The sequence below is a fragment of the Paracoccus methylarcula genome (assembly GCF_003007735.2).
Lineage (GTDB): Bacteria > Pseudomonadota > Alphaproteobacteria > Rhodobacterales > Rhodobacteraceae > Paracoccus > Paracoccus methylarcula.
This window is the reverse complement of sequence record NZ_PXNQ02000004.1, coordinates 52,823-76,834: the sequence shown is the minus strand read 5'-3', so window position 1 is coordinate 76,834 and position 24,012 is coordinate 52,823. Positions and strand designations below refer to the sequence as shown.

Below are 24,012 nucleotides of genomic sequence, written 5' to 3'. Positions count from 1 at the left end.
ATGACCGATTTCACGATCAAGAAAGACTCGGACGGCGTTGCCGTCATTACCTGGGATGTCCCGAAGAAGTCCATGAACGTGCTGTCGCTGGAGGGCGCGGCCGAGCTTGACAAGCTGATCGACGAGGCGCTTGCCGACGAGGCGGTGAAGGGCATCGTCATCACCAGCGGAAAGAAGGATTTCGCCGCCGGGATGGATCTGAATGTCATTGCAGGAATGAAGGACCAGGGCGGCGCGCAGGGCGTGTTCGACGGGATCATGACCCTGCATCACCTGCTGCGCAAGATCGAGCGCGCCGGGATGGATCCCAAGACGCTGAAAGGCGGCAAGCCCATCGCGGCGGCCCTGCCCGGCACGGCGCTTGGCATCGGGCTGGAATTGCCGCTGGCCACGCATCGCATCTTTGCCGCCAACAACCCGAAGGCCAAGATCGGCCTGCCCGAGATCATGGTCGGTATCTTTCCCGGCGGGGGCGGCACCACGCGGCTGGCGCGCAAGCTTGGGGCGATGATGGCCGCGCCCTTCCTGCTCGAGGGCAAGCTTAACGATCCGAAAAAGGCCAAGGCTGCCGGGATCATCGACGAGGTGGCCGAGGATCCTCTGGCCACCGCGCGTGAATGGGTGCTGAACGCCAAGGATGCCGATCTGGTCAAGCCCTGGGACCAGAAGGGCTACAAGATGCCCGGCGGCGCGCCCTATCATCCGGCGGGTTTCATGACCTTTGTCGGCGCAAGCGCGATGGTGCATGGCAAGACGATGGGGGTTTACCCTGCCGCCAAGGCCCTGCTCTCGGCGGTTTACGAAGGCGCGCTGGTGCCCTTTGACCAGGCCCTGAAGATCGAGGCCCGCTGGTTCACCCATGTCCTGATGAACCCTTCGTCCAGCGCCATGATCCGCAGCCTGTTCATCAACAAGGAAGCATTGGAGAAGGGCGCAAACCGTCCCGAAGCCCCGGACCAGACGGTCAGGAAGGTCGGCATCCTCGGTGCGGGAATGATGGGTGCGGGTATCGCCTATGTCAGCGCCATGGCCGGAATCGAAGTGGTGCTGATCGACGCCAAGCAAGAGTCCGCCGAAAAGGGGAAATCCTATTCGGAGGGTCTGCTGGACAAGGCGATCAGCCGCAAGAAATCCACCGAGGAGAAAAAGGCCGAGGTTCTGGGCCGCATCCTGCCCACCACGGATTATGCCGCGCTTGAGGGCTGCGATCTGGTGGTCGAGGCGGTGTTCGAGGATCCCGGCGTCAAGGCCGAAGTGACGAAAAAAGCCGAGGCGGTCATCCCGCAGGATGCGATCTTCGCCACCAACACCTCGACCCTGCCGATCAGCGATCTGGCAAAGGCAAGCGCCCGCCCCGATCAGTTCATCGGCATCCATTTCTTCTCGCCCGTGGACAAGATGCTGCTGGTCGAGATCATCAAGGGCCGCGAGACCGGAGACCGTGCCGTGGCCAAGGCGCTCGATTTCGTGCGCCAGATCCGCAAGACGCCGATCGTGGTGAACGATGCCCGCTTCTTCTATGCCAATCGCTGCATCATTCCCTATATCAACGAGGGCGTGCGGATGGTGGCCGAGGGCGTCAACCCGGTGCTGGTCGAGAATGCGGCCAAGATGATGGGAATGCCCCTGGGTCCGCTGCAACTGGTCGATGAGACCTCTATCGATCTGGGCGTCAAGATCGCCAAGGCGACCAAGGCCGCGATGGGCGATGCCTATCCCGATGGCACGGTTGACGAGGTGCTGTTCTGGATGGCCGATGAGGGCCGCCTTGGGCGCAAGGCAAATGCCGGCTTCTATGCCTATGACGAAAAGGGCAAGCGGCAGGAGCTTTGGGACGGGCTGGAGGCGAAATATCCTCAGGCGGATGAGCAGCCGGAACTGACCGAGGTTCAGCACCGCCTGATGTTCGCCCAGACCCTCGAAGCCGTTCGGGCGCTTGGGGAAGGCGTGCTGGAAGACATTCGCGAAGGCGATGTCGGCGCCATCCTGGGCTGGGGCTTTGCGCCTTGGTCGGGCGGTCCATTCGGCTGGCTGGACATGCTGGGCGCGGCGCGCGCAGTCGAGATCTGCGAGGGCTTGACCGACCGTCACGGCGCCCGTTTCGAGGCACCGGATCTGCTACGCGACATGGCGGGCAAGGGCGACAGCTTCTATGGCCGGTTCGGACCGCAGGCAAAGGCTGCCTAATATCGCATCAATTCGATGCAGCAGGAAGGTGACGGGCGTTGCCCGTCTGCAAGGGGGGCGAAATTTTCGCCCCCTCTAGTTGTTGAAAGCCTGCCGAATCACCTTATGCTGCAGCGCAAAACGGCCGGGGCGGTCGTCAAAGTCAAAAGGGAAGTTGTCATGACCGAAGACACGAAACGCCGCGCCGAGGCTGTTGCCAAGGACATCGAAGACGTGACCTCGGTGGTGCTGCCCGAACCCAGCAGCGATCAGGTCGAGATGACCAGTGCCGACCCCGCCACGAGCGGGGAAATCCGCAAGCGCATGGCCGAGATCGATCTCGACGATTCCGGCTCGATCATCCATTTCGGCGCGGGCGCGCAGACCCAGCTACAGGAAATCAGCCAGAAGATGCTGGCCGATGTCAAGAACAAGGATGTCGGACCCGCGGGCGAGAGCCTGCGCGAAATCGTCACCTCGATCAGGGGCTTTTCGACATCGGAGCTGGATCTGCGCCGCGAACGCAGTTGGTGGGAGCGTTTTCTGGGCCGCGCAGCACCTTTCGCGAAATTCACCGCCAGATACGAAGAAGTGCAGACCCAGATCGACCGCGTGACAACGGATCTGGAAGGGCACGAGCAGCAGCTTTTGAAGGATATCAAATCGCTGGATCTGCTCTATGACCGCACGTTGAATTTCTATGACGAATTGGCGCTTTATATCGCGGCGGGCGAGGAAAAGCTGCGCGAACTCGATAACGATGTGATTCCCGCCAAGCGGGCCGCATTGGACAAGACCGCCGAATCCGATCAGGTGATGGAGGCGCAGGAGCTGCGCGATCTGCAAACCATGCGCGACGACCTGGAGCGCCGGGTGCATGATCTCAAGCTGACTCGGCAGGTGACGATGCAATCGCTGCCCTCGATCCGGCTGGTGCAGGAGAACGACAAGTCGCTGGTGACGAAGATCAACTCGACCCTGGTGAACACGGTCCCGCTATGGGAGACGCAGCTTGCGCAGGCCGTCACCATCCAGCGTAGCGCCGAGGCCGCGAATGCGGTCAGGGAGGCCAGCGACCTGACCAATGACCTGCTGACCGGCAATGCGGAAAACCTTCGCCAGGCCAATGCCCAGATCCGCACGCAGACCGAGCGGGGCGTGTTCGATATCGAGGCTGTCCGCACCGCAAATGCCGAACTGATCTCGACCATCGAGGACAGCTTGCGGATCGCCGACGAGGGCCGGGCCCGCCGGGCCGCCGCCGAAGAGGAACTGACCCAGATGGAGGCAGAGCTGCGCGACGCGCTGTCATCCGCCCGCGCACAGCGCCCGGGCGAACCGGAGGGAGCGGCCGGACGGCCTGTCGAACCGTGATGCTGACGATGTCCCCTTCGGTTTTGCGCAATGCCCGGTGCCATCCGCTGGCAATGCCGGCATTGATGCTTGCATTCGCACTGGCCGGCTGCACGGACAAGGGTGGAAAAGAGGTCGGGATCGCCCCGCCCCCTGTCACCGAGCCTGAGCTTCCGGAATCCGAAGGCCCCAGCCAGGCGGAGCTTCGCGAGGCCCGGGCAGAGCGGAATCGAGCCGCTAATCGGGTTGCAGCAACCAAGGTTAGCGCGATCAGCCAAACGCAGCAGAACTATTACGCGGAAGTCGAGCGGAAGCTGCTTGACGGTAATCGGCTGCGCCTCGACCGGGTTCCCATGGATGCGCCCATCGATGCCGAGACACTGGCACGGAATTTCATCCGGATCGCCTTGCGCGACGAATACAGCAGCGATGGCACGCATCATACCGATGGCGCCAGCGCCCCGTTGCGGCGCTGGCAACAGCCGGTTCATGTCGATCTGGAGTTCGGCCCGTCATCCAACACCGCCTTGAAGCGAGAAATACGGAGCGAGGTCGCCGCCTTTGCCAACCGGCTGAGAGAGATCACCGGGCATGACGTCGCCCTGACTGACGGTACCGGCAATTTCACCATCCTGGTGCTGAGCGACGAGGAGCGTCGGGAGATCGGTGCGCGGCTCCCCGGCCTTGCGCCGGGTATCCCTGTCCGGGACGTCGCGGCATTGCGTGATCTGTCGCCCGATATCTATTGCACCGTCTTCGCCTATTCCGAGGGCGCTTCGACCAGCTATGCCCATGCCGTCGCGGTGATCCGCGCCGAACTGCCCCCGCTCCTGCGCCTGTCCTGCATCCATGAAGAAATGGCGCAGGGCATGGGCCTTGCCAATGACAGCCCCGAGGCGCGCCCCTCGATCTTCAACGACGACGAGGAATTCGCCCTGCTGACGCGGCACGACGAATTGCTGTTGAAAATCCTTTACGACCCACGCCTTCGTCCCGGCATGTCAGAGGCCGAGGCCGAGCCGATCGTCCGGCAAATCGCCGGGGAATTGCTGCCCTGAGTCGGGCTGCCGGGCGGATCGGCCAGCAATGAATGGATCCCGTTACCATCCTGTGCGAAAAGTCGGGCAAGGATGGCCATGGACGATCCGGGCTATCGGTCTCTGACGGAGGACGGCATGAGCATCTTCGACATTCTCGGCGGCGAGTTCATCGAGATCATCGAATGGACCGACGACACGCATGACACCATGGTCTGGCGCTTCGACACGGTCGGGCGTGCGATCAAATACGGCGCCAAGCTGACCGTGCGCGAAGGACAGGCGGCCGTCTTCATCCATGAAGGGCAATTGGCCGATGTGTTCAAGCCCGGTCTCTACATGCTGGAGACCAACAACCTGCCGATCATGACCCGGCTGCAGCATTGGGATCACGGCTTCCGCAGCCCGTTCAAATCGGAAATCTACTTCGTCAACACCACCCGCTTCAACAATCTCAAATGGGGCACCAAGAACCCGATCATCGCCCGCGACCCTGAATTCGGCCCGATCCGCCTGCGCGCCTTCGGCACCTATTCGATGCGCGTCTCGGATCCGGCGCTTTTCATGTCGGAAATCGTTGGCACGGATGGCGAATTCACCAGTGATGAAATCACCTTCCAGATCCGCAACGTGATCGTGCAGGAATTCTCGCGCATGATCGCCGGGTCGGGGCTCCCGGTGCTTGATATGGCCGCGAATACCGGCGATCTGGGCAAGATGGTGGCCAAGGCGATCGGGCCGGTGATCGCGGCCTATGGGCTGAGCATCCCGGAATTCTACATCGAGAATATCAGCTTGCCCCAAGAGGTCGAGAAGATGCTGGACAAGCGGACCTCGATGGGAATCATCGGCGATCTGGACCGCTTTGGCCAATATGCCGCCAGCGAGGCGATGATGAATGCCAGCACCAATCCGGGAGGCGCCGGGGCGGGCATGGGGGCGGCGATGGGCGCCGCCATGGGGATGGGCATGGCAGGCCCCTGGGGGCAAGCGCCGCATGCCGGGCAGGTGCCCCATCCCGCGCCTTCTTCCGCCGCGGCCACTCCGCCCCCGCTGCCCGGCCGCCAGGCCGAAACCGTCTGGCATGTAGCGATCGATGGCGAGGCGCAGGGGCCGTTCGGGCGCGGCCATCTGGGGCGCATGATCACGGATGGCAGCTTTACCCGCGAAACGCTGGTCTGGACACAGGGACAGGATGGCTGGCTGAAGGCCGAAGACATCCCGGAACTCGCGCAATTGTTCACCACGCTGCCTCCACCCCTGCCGCGCTGACCGCCCATGCCGACATCCTCGACCGAGCATCGCTATCCCTGCGAGCAATGCGGTGCCAGCCTGCGCTTCCAGCCGGGCCAGCAGCAACTGGTCTGCGACTATTGCGGCCATCGGCAGGACATTCTTGACAATCCGGCGCCCGCATCCGCCCACCAGCATCAGGGCGGGACCGGAAGCGCGATCCCGATAATTGCTCCGACGAGGCAGGCCCTGCAATGGGATGCGGGGCACAAGGCGCCGCAATTAACCGAAATCCCGTTGGAGAAGGGGTTCCGGCTCGATGCAGCTTCGGATGTCGCCGAAGAGATTGGCACCACCTCCTGCCCCAATTGCGGCGCGCAGATGCAGTTCGACGGCGGCAGCCATGCCGGCGCCTGCCCATTCTGCGCCACCCCTGTCGTCATCGATACCGGCACCACCCGCCATATCAAGCCACAGGGCGTGCTGCCATTCAAGCTGACCGAGGAACAGGCCCGCAAGGCGATGGAGGACTGGCTGGGGCGCCTTTGGTTCGCGCCCTCCGGTCTGCTGTCCTATGCGCGGCGGGGGCGGCGGATGAGCGGCGTCTATTCGCCCTTCTGGACCTTTGACGCCCGCACCCGCTCGGCCTATTCCGGGCAGCGAGGCGATGCCTATTACGAGACCGTATATGTCACGCAAGAGGTGAATGGCCGCCGTCAGCGCGTTGCCAGGCAGGTCAGGCGTATCCGCTGGCGTCACGTGTCGGGCCGGGTCTCCCGCGATTTCAACGATGTGCTGGTGCTGGCCTCTGCCTCTCTGCCGCGGCAGTTCTCGGATGGGCTGGCACCTTGGGACCTGTCGCATCTGGTGCCGTATCGCCCCGACTATCTCGCCGGATTCGGAGCCCAGGGATACACCGTCCCGCTTGCCGACGGTCACCGGATCGCGCGGCAGGAAATGGCCGGGGTGATCCTGAACGACGCCCGCCACGACATCGGCGGGGACGAGCAGCGGGTGACGCAGATCCAGACCGACTACAGCGGCGAAAGTTTCAAGCATGTTCTTTTGCCGATCTGGGCCGCAGCCTACAAGTATAACGGCAAAAGCTATCGGTTCCTTGTCAACGGGCAGTCGGGCCGGGTGCAGGGTGAACGCCCCTGGTCGATCTGGAAAATCGCCGCCGCCATCATCGCCGCTCTGGTGGCGCTAGCGGTTTTCCTGTATTTCGCCGATGCCGGAGGTTATATCCAGCTTGGCGGAGGGCTATTGCCGGATGGGATGGCTCCGGGCGGGAATTTTGCCATTGGCGGCGCATAGCGGGAGGACGCGACCATGATCCTGTGTTCGGGTGAATCATTGATCGACATGGTGCCGGAGGGCGACACATTCCGGCCCCTCGCGGGCGGAGCCGTGTATAACACGGCAATCGCCCTGGGCCGCCTTGGGACACCGACCGGCTATCTCTGGCCTATCAGCCGCGATCCTTTCGGCGAGTTGCTGTTGGCCCCGCTGACCGAGGCCGGGGTCGATACCGGCCTTTGTCCCCGCTCGGACCGGCTGACCACCCTCGCACTGGTGACGCTGAGCGATGGCGATGCGGTCTATTCCTTCTATGACGAGGGCTCGGCGGGCCGGATGCTGTCGCCGGATGACATCCCCACCCTGCCAGACCGGATCGAGGCGATCTTCGCAGGCGGCATCAGCCTTGTGCCCGATCCCTGCGGCGCGGCCGTCGAGACCCTGATCGAGCGCAACCATGACCGCCTGCCGGTCATGATCGATCCGAATATCCGGCCCTTCTTCATCTCCGACGCGGATGCTTTCCGCGCCCGCCTGCATCGCATCCTGCCACAGGCCGATATCGTCAAGCTCTCGACCGACGACCTCGAATGGCTGCATCCCGGACTCGCCCCCGAGGATGCGGCCCGCAAGGTGCTGGAACTGGGCCCGAGGATTGTCCTGCTGACCGGCGGCGCCTCTGGTGCCCGCGCCTTGTGGTCGGGCGAAACTGTTAGCGCCCCGGCCATTCGCACCGATGTCGCCGATACGATCGGCGCGGGCGACACGTTCAACGCCGGCGTGCTGGCCAGCCTGAGACGTCAGGGCGTGTTGAGCAAGAATGGAATCGCCGGGATCACCGGCGAACAGATCCATGCCGCCCTGACCCTGGGCGCGCAAGCCGCCGCCATCACCGTGTCGCGTCCCGGTGCGAATCCACCCTGGGCACATGAAATGCCCGCTTGACCCCGATACTTCGGTATTTCTTGCAGGAAAACACCCGGCTTCAATTCACGCCATCGGAATCTCTGTAAAATTCTGCCCGGATCATGCAGAATGAGGTCACACAGGTGCCGAGCCTGCATGATTTGCCGAAACCCGCCCGCAACGCCGGGCGGATACTTAAATTGGAGGCGTGAAATGTCCACTGTCACCGCGACCCGGGAAGCGTTGGAGTTGATTGACGAAATCGTTGCGGATCACGGCCCCGTCCTGTTCCATCAATCGGGCGGTTGCTGCGACGGGTCGTCGCCGATGTGCTATCCGCAGAGCGATTTCAAGCTCAGCGAACGGGATGTGAAACTGGGCGAGATCGGAGGGGCACCTTTCTATATCTCGGCCAGCCAATACGAGGCCTGGAAGCATACCGACCTGATCATCGATGTCGTGCCGGGGCGGGGCGGGATGTTCAGCCTTGATAACGGGCGCGAAAAGCGGTTTCTCACCCGTTCGGAAATCTGCTCGATCTGATTTGTCCCCCGATTGTGATGCCGCCGGGATACGCCTATAAGCGGAACATTCCTTCGGAGGTCCAAGAATGGCGTATCATATCTTCATCGATGGCGAAGCCGGCACGACGGGTCTGCAGATCCGCGAGCGCCTGGAAGCGCGTGAAGATATCCGATTGATCCAGATCGATCCGGAGCGCCGGAAGGATGCCGAGGCAAGGCGCGAGGCTTTCGCCCGGGCCGATGTCGCGATCCTGTGCCTGCCCGATGACGCGGCGCGCGAAGCGGTCAGGCTCTGCGAGGGCCTGGACGTGCGCTTGATCGATGCCTCGACGGCGCATCGTGTCGACAAGGCATGGGTTTTCGGTTTTCCCGAACTGAACAAGGACAATCGCGCACGCATCGCCGAGGCAGGTTTCGTCAGCAACCCGGGCTGCTATTCGACCGGCTCCATCGCGATGATCGCCCCGCTGGTTGCCGCCGGGCTGATCGCGCCGGACGAGGCGCTGTCGATCAATGCGGTCTCGGGCTTTACCGGTGGCGGCAAGAACTTGATCGCGGAATACGAGACCGGCGAGGCTCCGGCACATTTCGTCTACGGGCTGAACCAGAATCACAAGCATATCCCCGAGATCGTTCAGCAGGGCGGATTGACCGTACAGCCGATCTTCGCGCCCTCGGTCGGCAATTTCGCTCAGGGCATGGCGGTGCAGTTGCCGCTGCGTCTGGATCGGCGCCGCAGCATCCCGGCCTTGCATGACGCGTTGGCGGCCCATTACGCGGGTGAGCATTTCGTCCATGTCCTGGATCTTGGAGAACCCGGGGCGCGGATCGTGCCGACGGCGCTGAACGGCACCAACATGATGCATATCTCGGTTCAGGGGGACCAGGACACCGGCTGCGCAACGATCGTGGCCGTGTTGGACAATCTGGGCAAGGGCGCGTCCGGCGCCTCGGTGCAGAACCTCAACATCATGCTGGGGCTGGATGAGACGATCGGGCTGTAGCCGCCAGGAAAAAAGACCGCGCGGTCTTGAAAAGATCGCGTGGTCCATGAATGATAAATAGCCGTTTCAACCTGAAAACGGAAACGGTTGCGCTCCCCTCGCCATGAGGCGGAGGGTTAACCGCGTATTACATGCCCTGCTGTTTCACACCCTCGTTATGGCAATAGGCATCGGCGGTTTTGACCGACATGTTCTCCGGGCGTTCGATCGCACGATCCCAACGCACGATATCGGGCGAATAAAGCTGACAGACCACCCGGCCATTCGGTGTCTCGACAGTAACCGGTTCGGTCTCCCACTGCTTGGGATCGATGCTGCAAGCTGACAGTGCCGCGATGCCGACAACGGCGAAAGAAAGTTTTCTCATTCCAAATTACCCCATATAACGTGGGCAAATACGACAACAGATGAATTGGATGAGTCAAGGATTTTACCGCGGAACACCCCTGTTCTTTTGGACAGGGTTCCGGTTCGCGGGCCAGGCCAATCCTCATGAGTTGAAAATCGCGCAATAGACTGAAAAACCTTCACAATCCCGCCGGTTCCCGAATGATCCGGAACGCAAGGCCCCGCCGGATACCAACATTTCCTTGCATCAAAACCCAATTATTTGGACAGTGTCAGCCATGCTTGGACCTTGTCCGTAGCAACAGGGGGAGGAAAAATGACCAAACATGTACCGGCAACCCAGGATGTCTCACGCCGTTCGTTCCTGCGCCGCGGAGGCGCCATCGCGGGCGGAGCGGCCGCCAGCACGCTTGTCGCGGCTCCGGCCGTTCTTGCGCAGTCGCCGCTGACGCTGAAGATGCAGACAAGCTGGCCGGCCTCGGATATCTGGCAGACGATGGCGCAGCAATATGTGGACCGGGTCGAGGCCATGTCCGGCGGGCGGATCAAGATCGACCTGCTGCCCGCGGGCGCCGTCGTGGGCGCGTTCCAGGTGATGGACGGGGTCAGCGACGGGGTGATCGACATCGCCCATTCGGTTTCGGCCTACTGGTACGGCAAGCACAAGGCCGCATCGCTGTTCGGCACCGGCCCGGTCTTCGGCGGCGATCCCACCAATATGCTCAGCTGGTTCTGGCAGGGCGGCGGCCGCGAATTGTATCGCGAGCTGACACAGGACGAGATGGGGTTGAATGTCGTCGGGCTGATGGCTTTCCCGATGCCCGCGCAGCCATTCGGCTGGTTCAAGAACCCGATCGCCGGGGTCGAGGACATCCAGGGGATGAAATACCGCACTGTCGGCCTTGCCGCCGACCTGCTGCAATCCATGGGCATGTCCGTCGCGCAATTGCCCGGCGGCGAGATCGTCCCGGCGATGGAGCGTGGCGTGATCGACGCCTTCGAGTTCAACAACCCGTCCTCGGACCGCCGTTTCGGGGCGCAGGACGTGGCCAAGAACTATTACCTCGGCTCCTATCACCAGGCTTCCGAAGCCTTCGAGTTCCTGTTCAACCGGGATGTGATGGAGGATCTGGAACCCGATCTGCGCGCGATCATGGAACATGCGGTCGAGGCCGTGTCGACCTATAACACCGCCTATGCGCTGGACAATTACTCGGCCGACCTGCTGAAACTGCGCGACGAGGACGGGGTCTCGGTCCAGAAGACGCCGCAGCCCATCCTTCAGGCCCAGCTTGAGGCGTGGTCCGAGATGATCACCACGCTGGAAGAGGATCCGTTCATCAAGAAGGTGATGGACAGCCAGCGTGAATGGGTCAAGCGGACGACCTATTACGAACTGATGGACAAGCCCGATTATGCGCTCGCCTACGAGCATTTCTTCCCGGGCGAGTTGAAGCTCTGAGCCTTGCCGCCCCGGCTGAAGGGCCGGGGCGGTCCGCAATGCGAGGAATCCCATGTTCGCCTTCATGCGCTTTGCCGATAACCTGTCGGCATGGTTCGGCAAGACATTCGGCTGGCTGGTCATGCTGATGACCATCGGGGTCAGCTACGAGGTCGTCGTCCGCTATATCTTCAACGCGCCGACCTCGTGGTCGCTGGATGTTTCCTTCATCATGTATGGTACGCTGTTCATGATGGGCGGCGCCTATACGCTGTCGCGCGGCGGCCATGTGCGGGGCGATTTCCTGTATCGGATGTGGCCGGTCCGGGTACAGGCCGGGGTCGATCTGGTGCTGTATCTGCTGTTCTTCTTTCCGGGCGTCACGGCGCTGATCTTCTCGGGCTGGAAATATGCCGCCCGCGGTTGGAGATATGGCGAGGTCAGCGTGAACAGCCCTGCGGGCGTGCCGATCTTCCAGTTCAAGACGGTGCTGGTCGTAGCCGGAATCCTGCTCTTCATCCAGGGCATCGCCCAGGTCCTGCGCTGCATCCTCGCGCTGCGGGACGGGGTTTGGTATCTCGCCGAAGAGGATGTCGAGGAGACCGAGGAACTCCTTATCCGAGAAAAGGCGCAGGAAACCCATGATGCCTGATCCGACATCCCCGATCACCCTGCCGGAGAACGAAAAGTGACCGACCCACAAGTCGCCCTGTCGATGCTGGGCGTGTTCATCATCCTTGTCTTCCTGGGCTTTCCCATCGCCTTCACGCTGATGGCCCTTGGGATCATGTTCGGCTATTATGCCTATTTCGACGCGGGCCGGATGTGGCGCAGCTTCGAACGGTTGGGCGAGGATGCCGACTGGCTGACCTCGGTCACGACATGGATCGAGGGGTTCTTCAACAACCGCATCTTCGACCTGTTCATCAACCAGACCTATACCGTCATGTCGAACGAGGTGCTGACGGCCGTGCCGCTGTTCCTGTTCATGGGCTATATCGTCGAACGCGCAAATATCGTCGACCGGCTGTTCTCGACCCTGGCGGTCGCGTCGCGCAACATGCCCGGCTCGATGGGGGTGGCGGCGCTGATCACATGCGCGCTGTTCGCCACGGCGACCGGGATCGTCGGGGCGGTGGTCACGCTGATGGGGCTGCTGGCGCTGCCGGCCATGCTGAAGGCGCGTTACAATCCCAGCTTTGCCAGCGGTATCATCTGCGCGGGCGGCACGCTCGGCATCCTGATCCCGCCATCGATCATGCTGATCGTCTATGCCGCCGCCTCGGGCGTTTCGATCGTGCGCCTCTATGCCGGGGCGATGCTGCCGGGGCTGGTGCTGGTGGGCCTGTATCTGATCTATGTGATCGGCAGATCCATCTTGCAGCCTTCCGTCGCGCCGCGCCCCTCCGAAGAAGAGGTCCCCTCGGTGCCCCTGCCGCGCCTGCTGCTGATGCTGGCGACCTCGTTCTTTCCGCTGGCGATCCTGATCGTCGCGGTGCTGGGCTCGATCCTCTTCGGGCTTGCCACCCCGACAGAGGCGGCAGCAATCGGTGCATTGGGCGGTTTGGTGCTGGCGGCGGCGTATCGCGCGCTCAGTTTTCAGCGACTGCGCGAGTCGGTCTATCTGACGGTGCGCACCACGGCGATGGTCTGCTGGCTCTTCGTCGGCTCCTATACCTTCTCATCGGTGTTCTCCTACCTGGGAGGCGAACAGCTTATCTCGGAATTCGTGGGCGGGTTGGACCTGACGCCGCTGCAATTCCTGCTACTGGCGCAGTTGATCATCTTCCTGCTGGGCTGGCCGCTGGAATGGTCCGAGATCATCATCATCTTCGTGCCGATCTTCCTGCCGCTGCTGCCGATGTTCGGGATCGATCCGCTGTTCTTCGGCATCCTCGTGGCACTGAACCTGCAAACCTCGTTCCTGACGCCACCCATGGCCATGTCGGCCTATTATCTCAAGGGCATCGCGCCACCAAGCGTCAAGCTGACCCAGATATTCGCCGGAGTGCTGCCCTTCCTGTTCATGGTCTTCATGGCCATGGCGCTGATGTATATCTTCCCCGATATCGTCTTCTACCTGCCGGAGCTGTTCTATGGCGGTTGACCTGACACGGCTTTACGCTACCGATCTGCGTGATCGTATCGCCCAGGGGCAGATCTCGGCGGTCGAGCTGGTTACCGCCTGCCTGAAACGCATCCATGAGACCGAGCCGCAATTGCAGGCATGGGCGTGGCTGGACGGCGAATATGCGTTGGAACAGGCGCGGGCGCTCGATGCGCGCCGCAAATCCGGCGCGCCCATCGGTGCGCTGCACGGGCTGCCGGTGGGGATCAAGGACGTCATCGACACGGCACGCGTGCCGACCGAGAACGGGACCGGGATCGACAAGGGCCGCGTCCCCCGCGAGGATGCGGGCTTGGTGGCAAGGCTGCGCGCTGCCGGTGCCATCATCATGGGCAAGACCGTCACGACCGAGATGGCCTTCATGCAGCCGTCGAAATCGCGCAATCCGCATGATCCCTCGCGCACCCCCGGGGGGTCTTCGTCCGGATCCGCGGTGGCGGTGGCGGCAGGAATGGTGCCGCTTGCGGTGGGCACGCAGACCGGCGGCTCGGTCATCCGGCCCGCCTCGTTCTGCGGCGTGGTCGGCTTCAAGCCCAGTTTCGGAATGATTGGCCGATCCGGCATCCTGCCGCAATCGCCCTTTCTCGACACGGTCGGGGCCTTTGCCCGCTCGGTCCCCGATGCCGCCCTGCTGGCCGAGGTGATGGCGGGCCACGATCCCGCCGACCGGGCAACCGTCCCCATGCCCGCGCCCCGGCTGCACCAGACAGCAATCGCAGAGCCGCCCGTGCGCCCGCATTTCGCACTGGTCGATCTTCCCGCCCCGCCGGAAACCGATCCCCGCATGCGCGCCGCGCTGGATGAGCTTGCCGGGATGCTGGGCGATCAGGTCGAGCGGGTGGAACTGCCACCGATCTTCGCCGAGGCACAGCAGACCCGCACGCGGATCAACCAGGCCGAGATGGCGAAATGCTATTACAATCACGAGCGCCGGGGCCGCGACCTGATGTCGCCGCAGTTGACCGAAGCCATCGACGCGGGAAAGGCAGTTCTGGCACGCGATTACCTGGCCGCGCTCGACTGGCGCGACGTGTTGAACGCCGGGCTGGAACGGGTCTTCGACCGCTGCGACGCGATCATCTGCGCGGCCAGCCCCGGCCCGGCCCCCGACGGGCTGGGCAGCACAGGCGATTCCGCCTTCAACGGCATCTGGACGCTTTGCGGAACACCCGCCGTGACCCTGCCCCTGTTTACCACCGAAGAGGGGCTGCCCATGGGCCTGCAGCTTGTCGGGCGGCTCGGAGACGATGCGCGGCTGTTGCGGACGGCGGCCTGGCTGGCACGGCTCCTGGAGGCTCAGCAAGAGCCGGAACAAATTGGAGAAACAGCATGAGCGAAAAGCTGATGGCAATTCTGGCTCTTGGGCTCCTGATCGGGTTTCTGGTGATACTGGTCTGGTATGTTCCGCGATGGGATCTGGGTGGCGTGGTTGCCGCGACCCTGGTTCTGGCAGTGATCGATACGGTGCAGATCCTGCGCAGGCATGGCGGCTCGGACAAGTAGCCGGTCCTGCGGCCGCTTGCCCGATAGCCCATAATGTCCTCGTGATTTCCATCAATCCCGTCGAACCGCGGTTGCACGCCGGCAGCACTGCTGTTCAGATGACGCCCGGACCGGATATGCAACATCACCCGGGCAAACCGAACGGAAGGACCCCATGCATAGCATCGACCGTATTGCTGAATTCGCCGATGACCTGACAGCGCTCCGCCAGGATTTTCATCGCCATCCCGAACTGGGCTTCGAAGAGCATCGCACCTCGGCCCGGGTGGCGGAATTGCTGGATGAATGGGGGATCGAGGTCACGCGCGGCATCGGCGGCACGGGCGTGGTCGGCGTGCTGGATGGAAAGCAACCCGGCCGGACCATCGGTCTCCGCGCCGATATGGACGCGCTGCCGATGGATGAGCAGACCAACCTGCCCTATGCCTCACGCAATCCCGGCGTGTTCCACGGCTGCGGCCATGACGGCCATACGACCATGCTGCTTGGCGCAGCGCGCTACCTGGCCGAAACGCGCGATTTCGCGGGGCGTGCCGTGTTCATCTTTCAACCGGCGGAGGAAGGTCTGGGAGGAGCCCGGGCCATGCTGCGCGATGGGCTGTTCGAACGGTTTCCCTGCGACGAGCTGTATGGAATGCATAACTCGCCCTATAACGAGCATGCTCAGCTGCGGATCCGGCCCGGCAAGGCACAGGCGGGCGCCGGATTTTTCGATATAGAAATCAAGGGCCGAGGCAGTCACGGCGCGATGCCGCAGGTCAGCCGCGATCCTATCGTGATCGGCAGCGGGCTGGTGAAGGACATGCAGGAGATCGTCTCACGCAATACCGATCCGACCCATGCGGCGGTGGTTTCGGTGACAGAATTCCACGCCGGAAGCGCCTATAACGTGATCCCCGAATCCGCCGTCCTGCGCGGCACCTTCCGCTATTTCGACGAGGCCGACGGCAGCATGATCGAGGCCCGCATCCGCCAGCTCTGCGCGGGTCTCGCATTGGCGCATGAGATTGAAATCACGGCCGATATTCGCAATGTGTTCGATGTCTTGTCGAACGATCCCGAGCGCGTCGAGAACCTGATCGAAGTGGCGCGCGAATTGCTTGGCGACAAGGCGCAGGCGAATGCCGAACTGACCATGGGTTCCGAGGACATGGCCGATCTGCTGCGCGTAGTTCCGGGTGCGTTCTTCAACCTCGGCCATGGCGGGACTGTGCCGCTGCATAACCCGGGCTTCGTCTTTGACGACAGCATCCTGCCGGTCGGCGCAAGCCTGCTGGCGCGATTGGTGGAAAAGCGCGGCGTGGCCTGAACCCGCCGCGCTTCGGGGCTGCGTGAAACTACGCCCCTTCTTCTTTGGACAAATACCTCGCAGGGGGTGCGGGGGCAGCGTTTGCCCCCGCTGCCGGGATCAGAAGAAGCCCAGTTTCTTTGGGCTGTAGCTGACCAGCATGTTCTTGGTCTGCTGATAATGATCCAGCATCATCTTGTGAGTCTCGCGTCCGATCCCCGACTGCTTGTAGCCACCGAAGGCCGCATGGGCCGGATAGGCGTGATAGCAGTTCGTCCAGACCCGGCCCGCCTTGATCGCGCGGCCAAAGCGATAGCAGGTATTGGCCTCGCGGCTCCAGACACCGGCGCCAAGGCCGTAAAGCGTGTCATTGGCGATCGACAGGGCCTCGTCATGGTCCTTGAAGGTGGTCACCGACACGACCGGGCCGAAGATTTCCTCCTGGAAGACCCGCATCTTGTTGTGGCCCTTCAGGATCGTCGGCTCGATATAATAACCCGAGCTCAGATCGCCGCCCAGTTCCGCGGCCTTGCCGCCGGTCAACACCTCGGCACCTTCCTGGCGGCCGATATCGAAATAGCTGAGGATCTTCTCCTTCTGCTCGGAACTGGCCTGGGCGCCGATCATCGTGTCCGCTTCACGCGGATCACCCTGCTTGATCGCCTTCACGCGGGCGAGGGCGCGGTCCATGAAGCGGTCATAGATCGATTCATGGATAAGGGCGCGCGACGGGCAGGTGCAGACCTCGCCCTGGTTCAGCGCGAACATCACGAAACCCTCGATCGCCTTGTCGAAGAAATCGTCATCCTCGCGGGCCACGTCGTCAAAGAAGATATTGGGGGACTTGCCGCCAAGCTCCAGCGTCACCGGGATCAGGTTTTCCGATGCGTATTGCATGATCAGCCGGCCCGTCGTCGTCTCGCCGGTAAAGGCGATCTTGGCGATGCGCGGATTCGAGGCCAGCGGCTTGCCCGCTTCCAATCCGAAACCGTTGACGATGTTAAGCACGCCCGGCGGCAGCAGGTCGCCGACCAGATCGGCCCAGACCATGATGCCCGCCGGGGTTTGCTCGGCCGGTTTCAGCACCACGCAGTTTCCAGCGGCGAGCGCCGGGGCCAGTTTCCAGCAGGCCATCAGCAGCGGGAAGTTCCACGGGATGATCTGGCCGACGACACCAAGCGGCTCGTGGAAATGGTAGGCGACGGTATCGTGGTCGATCTCGGACAGGGAACCTTCCTGCCCACGCAGCACGCCCGCGAAATAGCGGAAGTGATCGATGGCCAGCGGCAGGTCGGCGGCCATGGTCTCTCGGATCGGCTTGCCATTGTCCCATGTTTCGGCAGCGGCGAGCAGTTCCAGGTTCTGCTCCATCCGGTCGGCAATCTTCAGCAGCACGCCCGAGCGTTCGGCGGGCGAGGTCTGGCCCCATCTGTCCTTGGCCGCGTGGGCGGCATCCAGTGCGGCCTCGATGTCATCGGCGTTCGAGCGGGCGATCTCGCCGATCTCGCCGCCGGTGATCGGGGTGGTATTGACGAAGTATTTTCCCGATTTCGGGGCGGCCCATTTACCGCCGATGAAGTTGTCATAGCGTCCGGCGAACGGCATCACGCCCACGCCCTTGAATTCATGCGTCTGATCGTTCGGCATTTCATTCCTCCTCTGGGTCATCCCGGACTCCCCATCCGGGTCTGGGGAAGAGATTGACGCAAGTGGTCCGCCAGGCAATCACCCTATGCGGGTCCGCGGCGAAAGCTGTCTCACGGGTGAGACAGTCAGGGTTGTTTTTCACCCAGGCCCAGCCTCGCCATGCGCCGATACATGGTCGCCCGGCCGATGCCGAGCGCCCGTGCCGCGGCCGAGACATTGCCGCCTGCGCGCGCGAGGGCGCGGGTGACGGCGGCGCGTTCAGCCTTGTCGAAGCCCGACATATCGTCGTCGCGGCCCAGCAGATCGGCGGCGGGACGCGGACGGATCGCCCCCTCGCGCTCCAGCCCCAGAGCGCGGCGGGCGGCGCGGGTTGCGCCGATGGCCAGATCGTCCTTGTCCACCGCCAGCAGCATCGCCGCATCGCCGCCCTCGTCCGAAGCGACGACAATCCGTGCCTCGGGAAAGCTGGCCCGGAAGAACACCGCCTCGATCGCCCTGGCGGTCTGCGCGACCTGCGCCGAGATCAGCCGGTTGTAGCGCTCGGTCTGGTCGGCGCGGGCAGAACTGACATCCAGCGCGGCCAGCAGCTTGCCATCCGGCCCCCAGATCGGCGCATCCATGCAGGACATGCCGATATTGCGGGTGTGGAAATGCTCGTCGCGATGGATGGTGACCTGCCGCCCCTCGACCAGGCAGGTGCCGATACCGTTGGTCCCCTGCACCGCCTCGGACCAGTCGGCGCCTTGCCACAGCCCCCAATCGCGGAACTGCGCGGCATCGGCCTCGCTCATGCGCTGATCCAACACCACGCCCTCGGCATCGGTCAGAAGCACGTTGCAGCCCGACAGGCAGACAAGGTTGTAAAGCTGATCGAGCTGCGGCGTGGCGACATGCAGGAAACGTTCCATCGCCTCGCGGCGCGCGGTCAACTCGGGCCGGGTCAGCCTTTCCGGGCGGCGCCGGTCGCCGGGATCAAGCCCGTGTTTCATCATCGAGCGCCGCCATGACGCCGCCAGCGCCGATGTCGCGGAATTGGATTGCGATTGCTCGGCCACCAGATCGGCGTGGCTGCGATACGCCATGATTCTCCTCCTCGTGGTGGAGACTATAGCAGAGTTACGCTAATGCGTGTTGCGACTTTGGTCCCATGGCTTGGCCCCCAGGTCCAACCTCGCCCCTTCTTCTTCATGCAAATATCCCGCGGGGGGTTGTCGGGTGGTGCGCCATTGGTTCGAGAACCACCCGGCGACGGGGGCGCGAAGCCCCCGGCCATCGCGGGACGCAATACCCATCCCCGAATTTCGTGCCCTACCCCGCGCTCGCCACCCGGGGCTGATAGGGCGGCAATTCGACCCCGTCGCGATAGAGCAGCGATTCCCCGTCATGGAACAGGTGCATTGCCTCGGGCTTCGCGGCCAGGCGCACGGTCCTGCCGCCATAACCGGCATGAATGCCGGGCAGCTTGGCGATGACCGGCACCGTTTCAGCGTTGGTACCGAAATAGAGCAGCGTCACCTCGCCCAGGGCCTCGGTCAGATCGACCTTGCCCTCGAACAGCGCCGGGCCGTCGGTCTCGAACATGTCCTCGGGGCGGACGCCGAGATTTACGGGCATCCCCTCGTCCCCGGCACGGGTCGGGATGGCGACGCGGGCCTCTCCGCCGCCAGCCAGCGCGACGGTGGTCTCCTCCCCCACCGCCGTCACCTTGCCGGGCAAGAGATTCATCGCGGGCGAGCCGATGAAGCCGGCGACGAATTCGTTGATCGGGCGCTCGTAAAGTTCCAGCGGCGCGCCGACCTGCGCGATGCCGCCACCGGCCAGTACGACGATGCGGTCGGCCAGTGTCATCGCCTCGGTCTGGTCATGGGTGACATAGACCATCGTGCGGTCGGGCATGGATTCCTTGAGTTGCGCGATCTCGATCCGGGTGGCCACCCGCAAGGCGGCATCTAGGTTAGAGAGCGGCTCGTCGAACAGGTAGACCTTGGGATCGCGCACCAGCGCCCTGCCGATGGCCACGCGCTGACGCTGACCACCCGAAAGCGCCTTGGGCAGGCGGTCCAGATAGGGGGTCAGTTGCAGCATCTTGCCGGCGCGGTCGGTCGCGTCCCTGATCTCGTCCCTGGACTTGCCGGCGATCTTGAGCGCGAAGGCCATGTTGTCGCGCACCGTCATATGCGGATAGAGCGCATAGGACTGGAACACCATCGCAATGCCGCGCTGGCTGGGCGGAATGTCGTTCATCCGCTGCCCATCGATATCCAGCGTCCCGCCGGAAATCTGTTCGAGCCCGGCAATCATCCGCAAGAGCGTGGATTTCCCGCAACCGGACGGGCCCACGAACACGATGAATTCCCCGGAACTGATATCCAGGTCGATATTCTTCAATACATTCACATCACCATAGGATTTGGCGATATCTGCGAGTTTCAAATCGGCCACGGCGAGCCTCCCCCCTCATCAACCTTCGATAATCTGAACCTGCCAGGGCGCCATCCCGCCGACCGGTTCATCGGACAGATTGGCCCGGATCTGCAAAGTCTGCGCATCGTCGGAGCGGCGGAACGACAGGATCGGTCCTTCGGCCCTGATATCGGTCATGCTTCCGCCCCTCAGCGCGCTGTGTTTCCGGCGCAGGCCGATCGCCCAACGGTAATGGTGCAACACGGATTGCGCGTCGGCTTCCTGCCCGACCACGGTGCGCTGCAGATGCGCATGCGGCACCGGCAGCCACGGCTGGCTGGTCGAGAAGCCGCCATTCACCCCCATGTCCCAGACCATCGGGGTCCGGCAACCGTCGCGGCCCTTGAACTCGGGCCAGAATTCGATGCCATAGGGATCGCGCAGCTCCTCGAATTGCAGCTCGGCCTCGGGCAGGCCCAATTCCTCGCCCTGGTAGAGGCAGACCGAGCCGCGCAAGCACATCAACACCGTGCAATAAGCCTTGGCAGCCTGGTCCGAGAGGTTCCAGCGGCTGATATGGCGCATGACGTCATGGTTGGACATGGCCCAGCAGGGCCAGGCATTCGGAGCGATTTCCTGCAATTGCTCGAACACCTCGACGATACGGCTGGCCAGGAGATCCTCGCCCGACAGGAAATCGAAGACATAGGACATCTCGATCCGGCCCGGCACGCCGGTATATTCCTCGAGCAGTTCCAGCCCGCGCTCGCTATCGCCGATCTCGCCGACCACGACCGCGCCGCTTTCCCTCAGCATCTGGTTCAGGCGTTCAAGGAAGGCCAGGTTCTCGGGCTGCGACTTGTCGTATCTGTGGCTTTGATGGTTGTAGGGATTGACCGCCGGCGCGGTGTCGGATTTGCGCAATTCCGGCGCAAGCGGCGGGTTGTCCCGCAACTGGGCGTCGTGGAAATAGAAATTGATCGTGTCCAGGCGGAACCCATCCACGCCCTTGTCCAGCCAGAACCGCACCATCTCGAGCAGCGCGTCCTGAACCTCGTGGTTATGGAAATTCAGATCCGGCTGCGAGGCCAGGAAGTTGTGCAGGTAATACTGTTCGCGCCGCGCATCCCATTGCCATGCGCTGCCGCCGAAGATCGACAGCCAGTTGGTGGGCGGTGTTCCGTCAGGCTTGGGATCGGCCCAGACATACCAGGCCGCCTTGTCATTATCGCGGCTGGAGCGGCTTTCCGTGAACCAGGGATGCTGGTCCGAGCTGTGTGACATCACCAGGTCGATCATCACCTTGAGGCCCAGCTCATGCGCGCGTTCGATCAGCCAGTCGAAATCCTCCATGGTGCCGAACATCGGGTCGATGCCGCGATAATCGCTGACATCATAGCCGAAATCCTTCATCGGAGAGGTAAAGAAAGGCGAGATCCAGACGGCATCCACCCCGAGCGAGGCCACATAGGGCAGGCGCTGCGCGATCCCGGCCAGATCGCCGATGCCGTCGCCGGTCGTGTCCTGGAAACTGCGTGGGTAGATCTGATAGATGATCCCGCCCTTCCACCAGTCATTCGTCATTTCGTTCAAATCAACCACCCTTGACCGATCCCGCCAGCAGGCCGCGGACCAGGTATCTTTGCATCGAGAAGAAGACGATCAGCGGCACCGCGATCGAGATGAAGGCCGAGGTCGCCAGGATCTCCCATTCGCCGCCTTTCGATCCCATGAGCTCGCGCAGCACCCCGGTCATGACCAGTTGTTCCCGCGTATTGCCAAGAAACACCGTCGCCACCAGCAGGTCGTTCCAGACCCAGAGGAACTGGAAGATCGCAAAACTGGCCAGCGCCGGGAAGGACAGGGGCAGGACGATACGGCGGAAGATCTGGAAATCGGTCGCGCCGTCCACGCGGGCGGATTCGATCACCTCGCGTGGCAATCCGACCATGTAGTTTCGCAAGAGATACACCGCCAGGGGCAGGCCAAAGCCGGTATGCGCCAGCCAGATCCCCAGATATCCCTTGCCGATGCCGATGCTGTTATGCATCTGCAACAACGGGATCAGCGACACCTGCAGGGGCACGACCAGCAGCCCGACGACGGCCGCGGTCAGCAATGCCCGCCCCGGAAACTGCATCCATGCCAATGCATAGGCCGCGAAAGCCGCGATCAGGATCGGGATCACCGTCGCCGGGATCGCCACCGTCAGCGTATTCATGAAGGCGCGGCCCAGCCCCTCTGCGGTCAGCACCCGCTGATAATTCGCGGTCGTCAGGTTCGCGGGCGCCTTGGTCGTGGTGAAGATCCGCTCCCCCCGCCGCATCTCGAAGGGCGCCTCCGAGGTCAGGCGATAGCTGCCATCCTCGTTCACGGTAAGCTGCCAGCCATCCTCGATCTCGGTTGTCTCGCCGGGCTGGAAGGCCCCCGGCTCGCGCGAGCGGGTGCCCCATGCGGTCAGTTCCTGATCCCCTTCCAGCACCGTGCCCTCGATCACGTAGAGGCCATCGACCTGGGTGGCATCGTCATCGGTTCCGGTGCGGACGAAGCCGGTCTGCTCGGATGCCGAGAAGGACGCCCACCAGCCGCTGCTCGCGATCTGGTCGCGGTCGCGGAAGGAAGATACGAACAGCCCCAATGTCGGGATCGTCCACAGCAGCACCAGCAGGAAGGCGGAGATATTGACCACCCATGTCAGCGATGATTTCTGTCCGGCCATGCCTTCCATCAGCGGATCTCCTTGCGGACATTGCGGATGTTCCAGACCATGATCGGCGTCACCAGAAGCATCAGGACGATGGCGATGGCCGAGCCGCGGCCATAATCGGGCGTGCCGCGGAACATCCAGTCATACATCAGGTTCGCCAGCACCTGCGTTCCCCATTGCCCATTGGTCATCACGAAGACGATGTCGAAGACCTTGAGCACGACGATGGTGATGGTAGTCCAGACAACCGCGATGGTGCCCATGATCTGCGGCACCTTGATCTTGAAGAACACCTGCAAGGGCGAGGCGCCGTCGAGGATCGCGGCCTCGATGGTCTCTTCGGGGATGCCGCGCAGGGCCGCCGACAGGATCACCATGGCAAAGCCGGTCTGGATCCAGACCAGCACGATCATCAGGAAGAAGTTGTTCCACGGGATCAGTGTCAGCCAGAGCTGCGAATCCCCCCCAAGCTTGGTCACGAGATAATTGAGCAGGCCGATCTGCGTTTCGTCGGCATCGCGGTATTCATAGATGAATTTCCAGATCACCCCCGCGCCGACAAAGCTGATCGCCATCGGCATGAAGATCAGCGATTTGCCGATATTGCCCCATTTGATCCGGTCGGTCAGTTGCGCCGCGATCAGCCCGAACAGGGTGGACAGAGCCGGCACGACCAGCAGCCACAGCATGTTGTTGCGCATCGATTCGCCGAATTTGGAATCGCCCACGGCCCATGTGTAATTGTCGACACCCACGAACCGGCTGCCATCGGCGTTGTGCAGCGACCGCCAGAGGCTGTCGAGCACCGGATAGACCAGGTACAGTCCAAGGAACAGGATCGCGGGTCCCAGGAACAGCCAGGGCCGGATCTGGTTGGCCCTGCGGATATTGTCGCCCGCCTTCTCTCCGCGCGGCGGGTAGATCGTGTCGAGGATCATGTTCGACCCCCAGAACCAGGCCACGCAGCCGAAAACGCCTATCGCGATCGTGCTGATGGCAAGCCAGAACAATTCCATCTTTACCCT

General features: G+C 62.9%; 21 protein-coding genes. 14 read left to right on the top strand and 7 right to left on the bottom strand.

Annotated features, from left to right (window positions below; translation table 11 throughout):
- From A7A09_RS07750 to argC, 8 genes are all read left to right on the top strand, one after another.
- Positions 1-2,187 (top strand): 3-hydroxyacyl-CoA dehydrogenase NAD-binding domain-containing protein, encoded by a 2,187-nt coding sequence (locus A7A09_RS07750; protein ID WP_106690863.1) that lies wholly within the window; start codon positions 1-3, stop codon positions 2,185-2,187.
- A gap of 159 nt (positions 2,188-2,346) precedes the next feature.
- Complete coding sequence (locus A7A09_RS07745; RefSeq protein WP_106691055.1) at positions 2,347-3,540, top strand: toxic anion resistance protein; 1,194 nt, start codon at positions 2,347-2,349, stop codon at positions 3,538-3,540.
- A gap of 65 nt (positions 3,541-3,605) precedes the next feature.
- A complete protein-coding gene (locus tag A7A09_RS07740; RefSeq protein WP_245999217.1) occupies positions 3,606-4,577 on the top strand; it encodes a DUF2927 domain-containing protein in 972 nt (323 codons plus the stop codon).
- A gap of 117 nt (positions 4,578-4,694) precedes the next feature.
- A complete protein-coding gene (locus A7A09_RS07735) occupies positions 4,695-5,828 on the top strand; it encodes an SPFH domain-containing protein (RefSeq protein ID WP_106691053.1) in 1,134 nt (377 codons plus the stop codon).
- Between the two features lie 6 nt (positions 5,829-5,834).
- Positions 5,835-7,106 (top strand): TFIIB-type zinc ribbon-containing protein, encoded by a 1,272-nt coding sequence (locus tag A7A09_RS07730; RefSeq protein ID WP_106690862.1) that lies wholly within the window; start codon positions 5,835-5,837, stop codon positions 7,104-7,106.
- Positions 7,107-7,121: 15 nt separating this feature from the next.
- On the top strand, positions 7,122-8,033 hold the full coding sequence (locus A7A09_RS07725) for a carbohydrate kinase family protein (protein ID WP_106690861.1): 912 nt from the start codon (positions 7,122-7,124) through the stop codon (positions 8,031-8,033).
- 174 nt (positions 8,034-8,207) lie between these two features.
- Positions 8,208-8,537 (top strand): DUF779 domain-containing protein, encoded by a 330-nt coding sequence (locus A7A09_RS07720; protein WP_106690860.1) that lies wholly within the window; start codon positions 8,208-8,210, stop codon positions 8,535-8,537.
- 67 nt (positions 8,538-8,604) lie between these two features.
- Positions 8,605-9,522 (top strand): N-acetyl-gamma-glutamyl-phosphate reductase, encoded by a 918-nt coding sequence (argC, locus tag A7A09_RS07715; protein ID WP_106690859.1) that lies wholly within the window; start codon positions 8,605-8,607, stop codon positions 9,520-9,522.
- 127 nt (positions 9,523-9,649) lie between these two features.
- On the opposite strand, the gene A7A09_RS07710 is transcribed toward argC, so the two are convergent.
- Complete coding sequence (locus A7A09_RS07710) at positions 9,650-9,889, bottom strand: hypothetical protein (RefSeq protein WP_106690858.1); 240 nt, start codon at positions 9,887-9,889, stop codon at positions 9,650-9,652.
- 297 nt (positions 9,890-10,186) lie between these two features.
- Between A7A09_RS07710 and A7A09_RS07705 the strand changes: the two genes are divergently transcribed.
- The 6 genes from A7A09_RS07705 (at position 10,187) to A7A09_RS07685 (ending at position 16,251) form a co-directional block, all read left to right on the top strand.
- Entirely contained in the window at positions 10,187-11,332 is a 1,146-nt protein-coding gene (locus A7A09_RS07705; RefSeq protein ID WP_106690857.1) for a TRAP transporter substrate-binding protein, read from the top strand.
- A 52-nt stretch (positions 11,333-11,384) separates the two neighbouring features.
- Positions 11,385-11,963 carry a TRAP transporter small permease subunit gene (locus A7A09_RS07700; RefSeq protein WP_106690856.1) on the top strand — a complete coding sequence of 193 codons (579 nt, stop codon included), beginning with the start codon at positions 11,385-11,387 and terminating at the stop codon, positions 11,961-11,963.
- A gap of 36 nt (positions 11,964-11,999) precedes the next feature.
- Entirely contained in the window at positions 12,000-13,418 is a 1,419-nt protein-coding gene (locus A7A09_RS07695; protein WP_106690855.1) for a TRAP transporter large permease, read from the top strand.
- A complete protein-coding gene (locus A7A09_RS07690; RefSeq protein ID WP_106690854.1) occupies positions 13,408-14,772 on the top strand; it encodes an amidase in 1,365 nt (454 codons plus the stop codon). The genes A7A09_RS07695 and A7A09_RS07690 overlap by 11 nt, the downstream gene beginning before the upstream one ends.
- Entirely contained in the window at positions 14,769-14,942 is a 174-nt protein-coding gene (locus tag A7A09_RS20770) for a hypothetical protein (RefSeq protein WP_170167047.1), read from the top strand. The genes A7A09_RS07690 and A7A09_RS20770 overlap by 4 nt, the downstream gene beginning before the upstream one ends.
- 154 nt (positions 14,943-15,096) lie before the next feature.
- A complete protein-coding gene (locus tag A7A09_RS07685; protein ID WP_106690853.1) occupies positions 15,097-16,251 on the top strand; it encodes a M20 aminoacylase family protein in 1,155 nt (384 codons plus the stop codon).
- Positions 16,252-16,350: 99 nt separating this feature from the next.
- On the opposite strand, the gene adh is transcribed toward A7A09_RS07685, so the two are convergent.
- From adh to A7A09_RS07655, 6 genes are all read right to left on the bottom strand, one after another.
- Positions 16,351-17,877, bottom strand: a complete 1,527-nt coding sequence (gene adh / locus A7A09_RS07680) for an aldehyde dehydrogenase (protein WP_106690852.1) — start codon at positions 17,875-17,877, stop codon at positions 16,351-16,353.
- 125 nt (positions 17,878-18,002) lie between these two features.
- A complete protein-coding gene (locus A7A09_RS07675) occupies positions 18,003-18,959 on the bottom strand; it encodes a GAF domain-containing protein (RefSeq protein WP_245999215.1) in 957 nt (318 codons plus the stop codon).
- 226 nt (positions 18,960-19,185) lie between these two features.
- Positions 19,186-20,319 (bottom strand): ABC transporter ATP-binding protein, encoded by a 1,134-nt coding sequence (locus A7A09_RS07670; protein ID WP_106690851.1) that lies wholly within the window; start codon positions 20,317-20,319, stop codon positions 19,186-19,188.
- An 18-nt stretch (positions 20,320-20,337) separates the two neighbouring features.
- On the bottom strand, positions 20,338-21,864 hold the full coding sequence (locus tag A7A09_RS07665; RefSeq protein ID WP_106691051.1) for an alpha-amylase family glycosyl hydrolase: 1,527 nt from the start codon (positions 21,862-21,864) through the stop codon (positions 20,338-20,340).
- A gap of 10 nt (positions 21,865-21,874) precedes the next feature.
- The gene (locus A7A09_RS07660) at positions 21,875-23,008 is read right to left on the bottom strand and encodes a carbohydrate ABC transporter permease (RefSeq protein WP_106690850.1); all 1,134 of its coding nucleotides are present in this window, start codon (positions 23,006-23,008) and stop codon (positions 21,875-21,877) included.
- Positions 23,008-24,003, bottom strand: a complete 996-nt coding sequence (locus tag A7A09_RS07655) for a carbohydrate ABC transporter permease (protein ID WP_106690849.1) — start codon at positions 24,001-24,003, stop codon at positions 23,008-23,010. Before A7A09_RS07655 ends, A7A09_RS07660 begins: the two co-directional genes overlap by 1 nt.
- Between the last annotated feature and the right edge of the window lie 9 nt (positions 24,004-24,012).

What these genes read in the sequence shown, in the direction of transcription:
- A7A09_RS07655 (WP_106690849.1), bottom strand. Translation starts at nt 24,003, where the DNA reads ATGGAATTGTTCTGGCTTGCCATCAGCACGATCGCGATAGGCGTTTTC.
- A7A09_RS07725 (WP_106690861.1), top strand. Translation starts at nt 7,122, where the DNA reads ATGATCCTGTGTTCGGGTGAATCATTGATCGACATGGTGCCGGAGGGC.
- A7A09_RS20770 (WP_170167047.1), top strand. Translation starts at nt 14,769, where the DNA reads ATGAGCGAAAAGCTGATGGCAATTCTGGCTCTTGGGCTCCTGATCGGG.
- A7A09_RS07740 (WP_245999217.1), top strand. Translation starts at nt 3,606, where the DNA reads ATGCTTGCATTCGCACTGGCCGGCTGCACGGACAAGGGTGGAAAAGAG.
- A7A09_RS07660 (WP_106690850.1), bottom strand. Translation starts at nt 23,008, where the DNA reads ATGGAAGGCATGGCCGGACAGAAATCATCGCTGACATGGGTGGTCAAT.
- A7A09_RS07750 (WP_106690863.1), top strand. Translation starts at nt 1, where the DNA reads ATGACCGATTTCACGATCAAGAAAGACTCGGACGGCGTTGCCGTCATT.
- A7A09_RS07675 (WP_245999215.1), bottom strand. Translation starts at nt 18,959, where the DNA reads ATGGCGTATCGCAGCCACGCCGATCTGGTGGCCGAGCAATCGCAATCC.
- A7A09_RS07720 (WP_106690860.1), top strand. Translation starts at nt 8,208, where the DNA reads ATGTCCACTGTCACCGCGACCCGGGAAGCGTTGGAGTTGATTGACGAA.
- argC (WP_106690859.1), top strand. Translation starts at nt 8,605, where the DNA reads ATGGCGTATCATATCTTCATCGATGGCGAAGCCGGCACGACGGGTCTG.
- A7A09_RS07730 (WP_106690862.1), top strand. Translation starts at nt 5,835, where the DNA reads ATGCCGACATCCTCGACCGAGCATCGCTATCCCTGCGAGCAATGCGGT.
- A7A09_RS07735 (WP_106691053.1), top strand. Translation starts at nt 4,695, where the DNA reads ATGAGCATCTTCGACATTCTCGGCGGCGAGTTCATCGAGATCATCGAA.
- A7A09_RS07700 (WP_106690856.1), top strand. Translation starts at nt 11,385, where the DNA reads ATGTTCGCCTTCATGCGCTTTGCCGATAACCTGTCGGCATGGTTCGGC.
- A7A09_RS07745 (WP_106691055.1), top strand. Translation starts at nt 2,347, where the DNA reads ATGACCGAAGACACGAAACGCCGCGCCGAGGCTGTTGCCAAGGACATC.
- A7A09_RS07665 (WP_106691051.1), bottom strand. Translation starts at nt 21,864, where the DNA reads ATGACGAATGACTGGTGGAAGGGCGGGATCATCTATCAGATCTACCCA.
- A7A09_RS07710 (WP_106690858.1), bottom strand. Translation starts at nt 9,889, where the DNA reads ATGAGAAAACTTTCTTTCGCCGTTGTCGGCATCGCGGCACTGTCAGCT.
- A7A09_RS07690 (WP_106690854.1), top strand. Translation starts at nt 13,408, where the DNA reads ATGGCGGTTGACCTGACACGGCTTTACGCTACCGATCTGCGTGATCGT.
- A7A09_RS07685 (WP_106690853.1), top strand. Translation starts at nt 15,097, where the DNA reads ATGCATAGCATCGACCGTATTGCTGAATTCGCCGATGACCTGACAGCG.
- A7A09_RS07705 (WP_106690857.1), top strand. Translation starts at nt 10,187, where the DNA reads ATGACCAAACATGTACCGGCAACCCAGGATGTCTCACGCCGTTCGTTC.
- adh (WP_106690852.1), bottom strand. Translation starts at nt 17,877, where the DNA reads ATGCCGAACGATCAGACGCATGAATTCAAGGGCGTGGGCGTGATGCCG.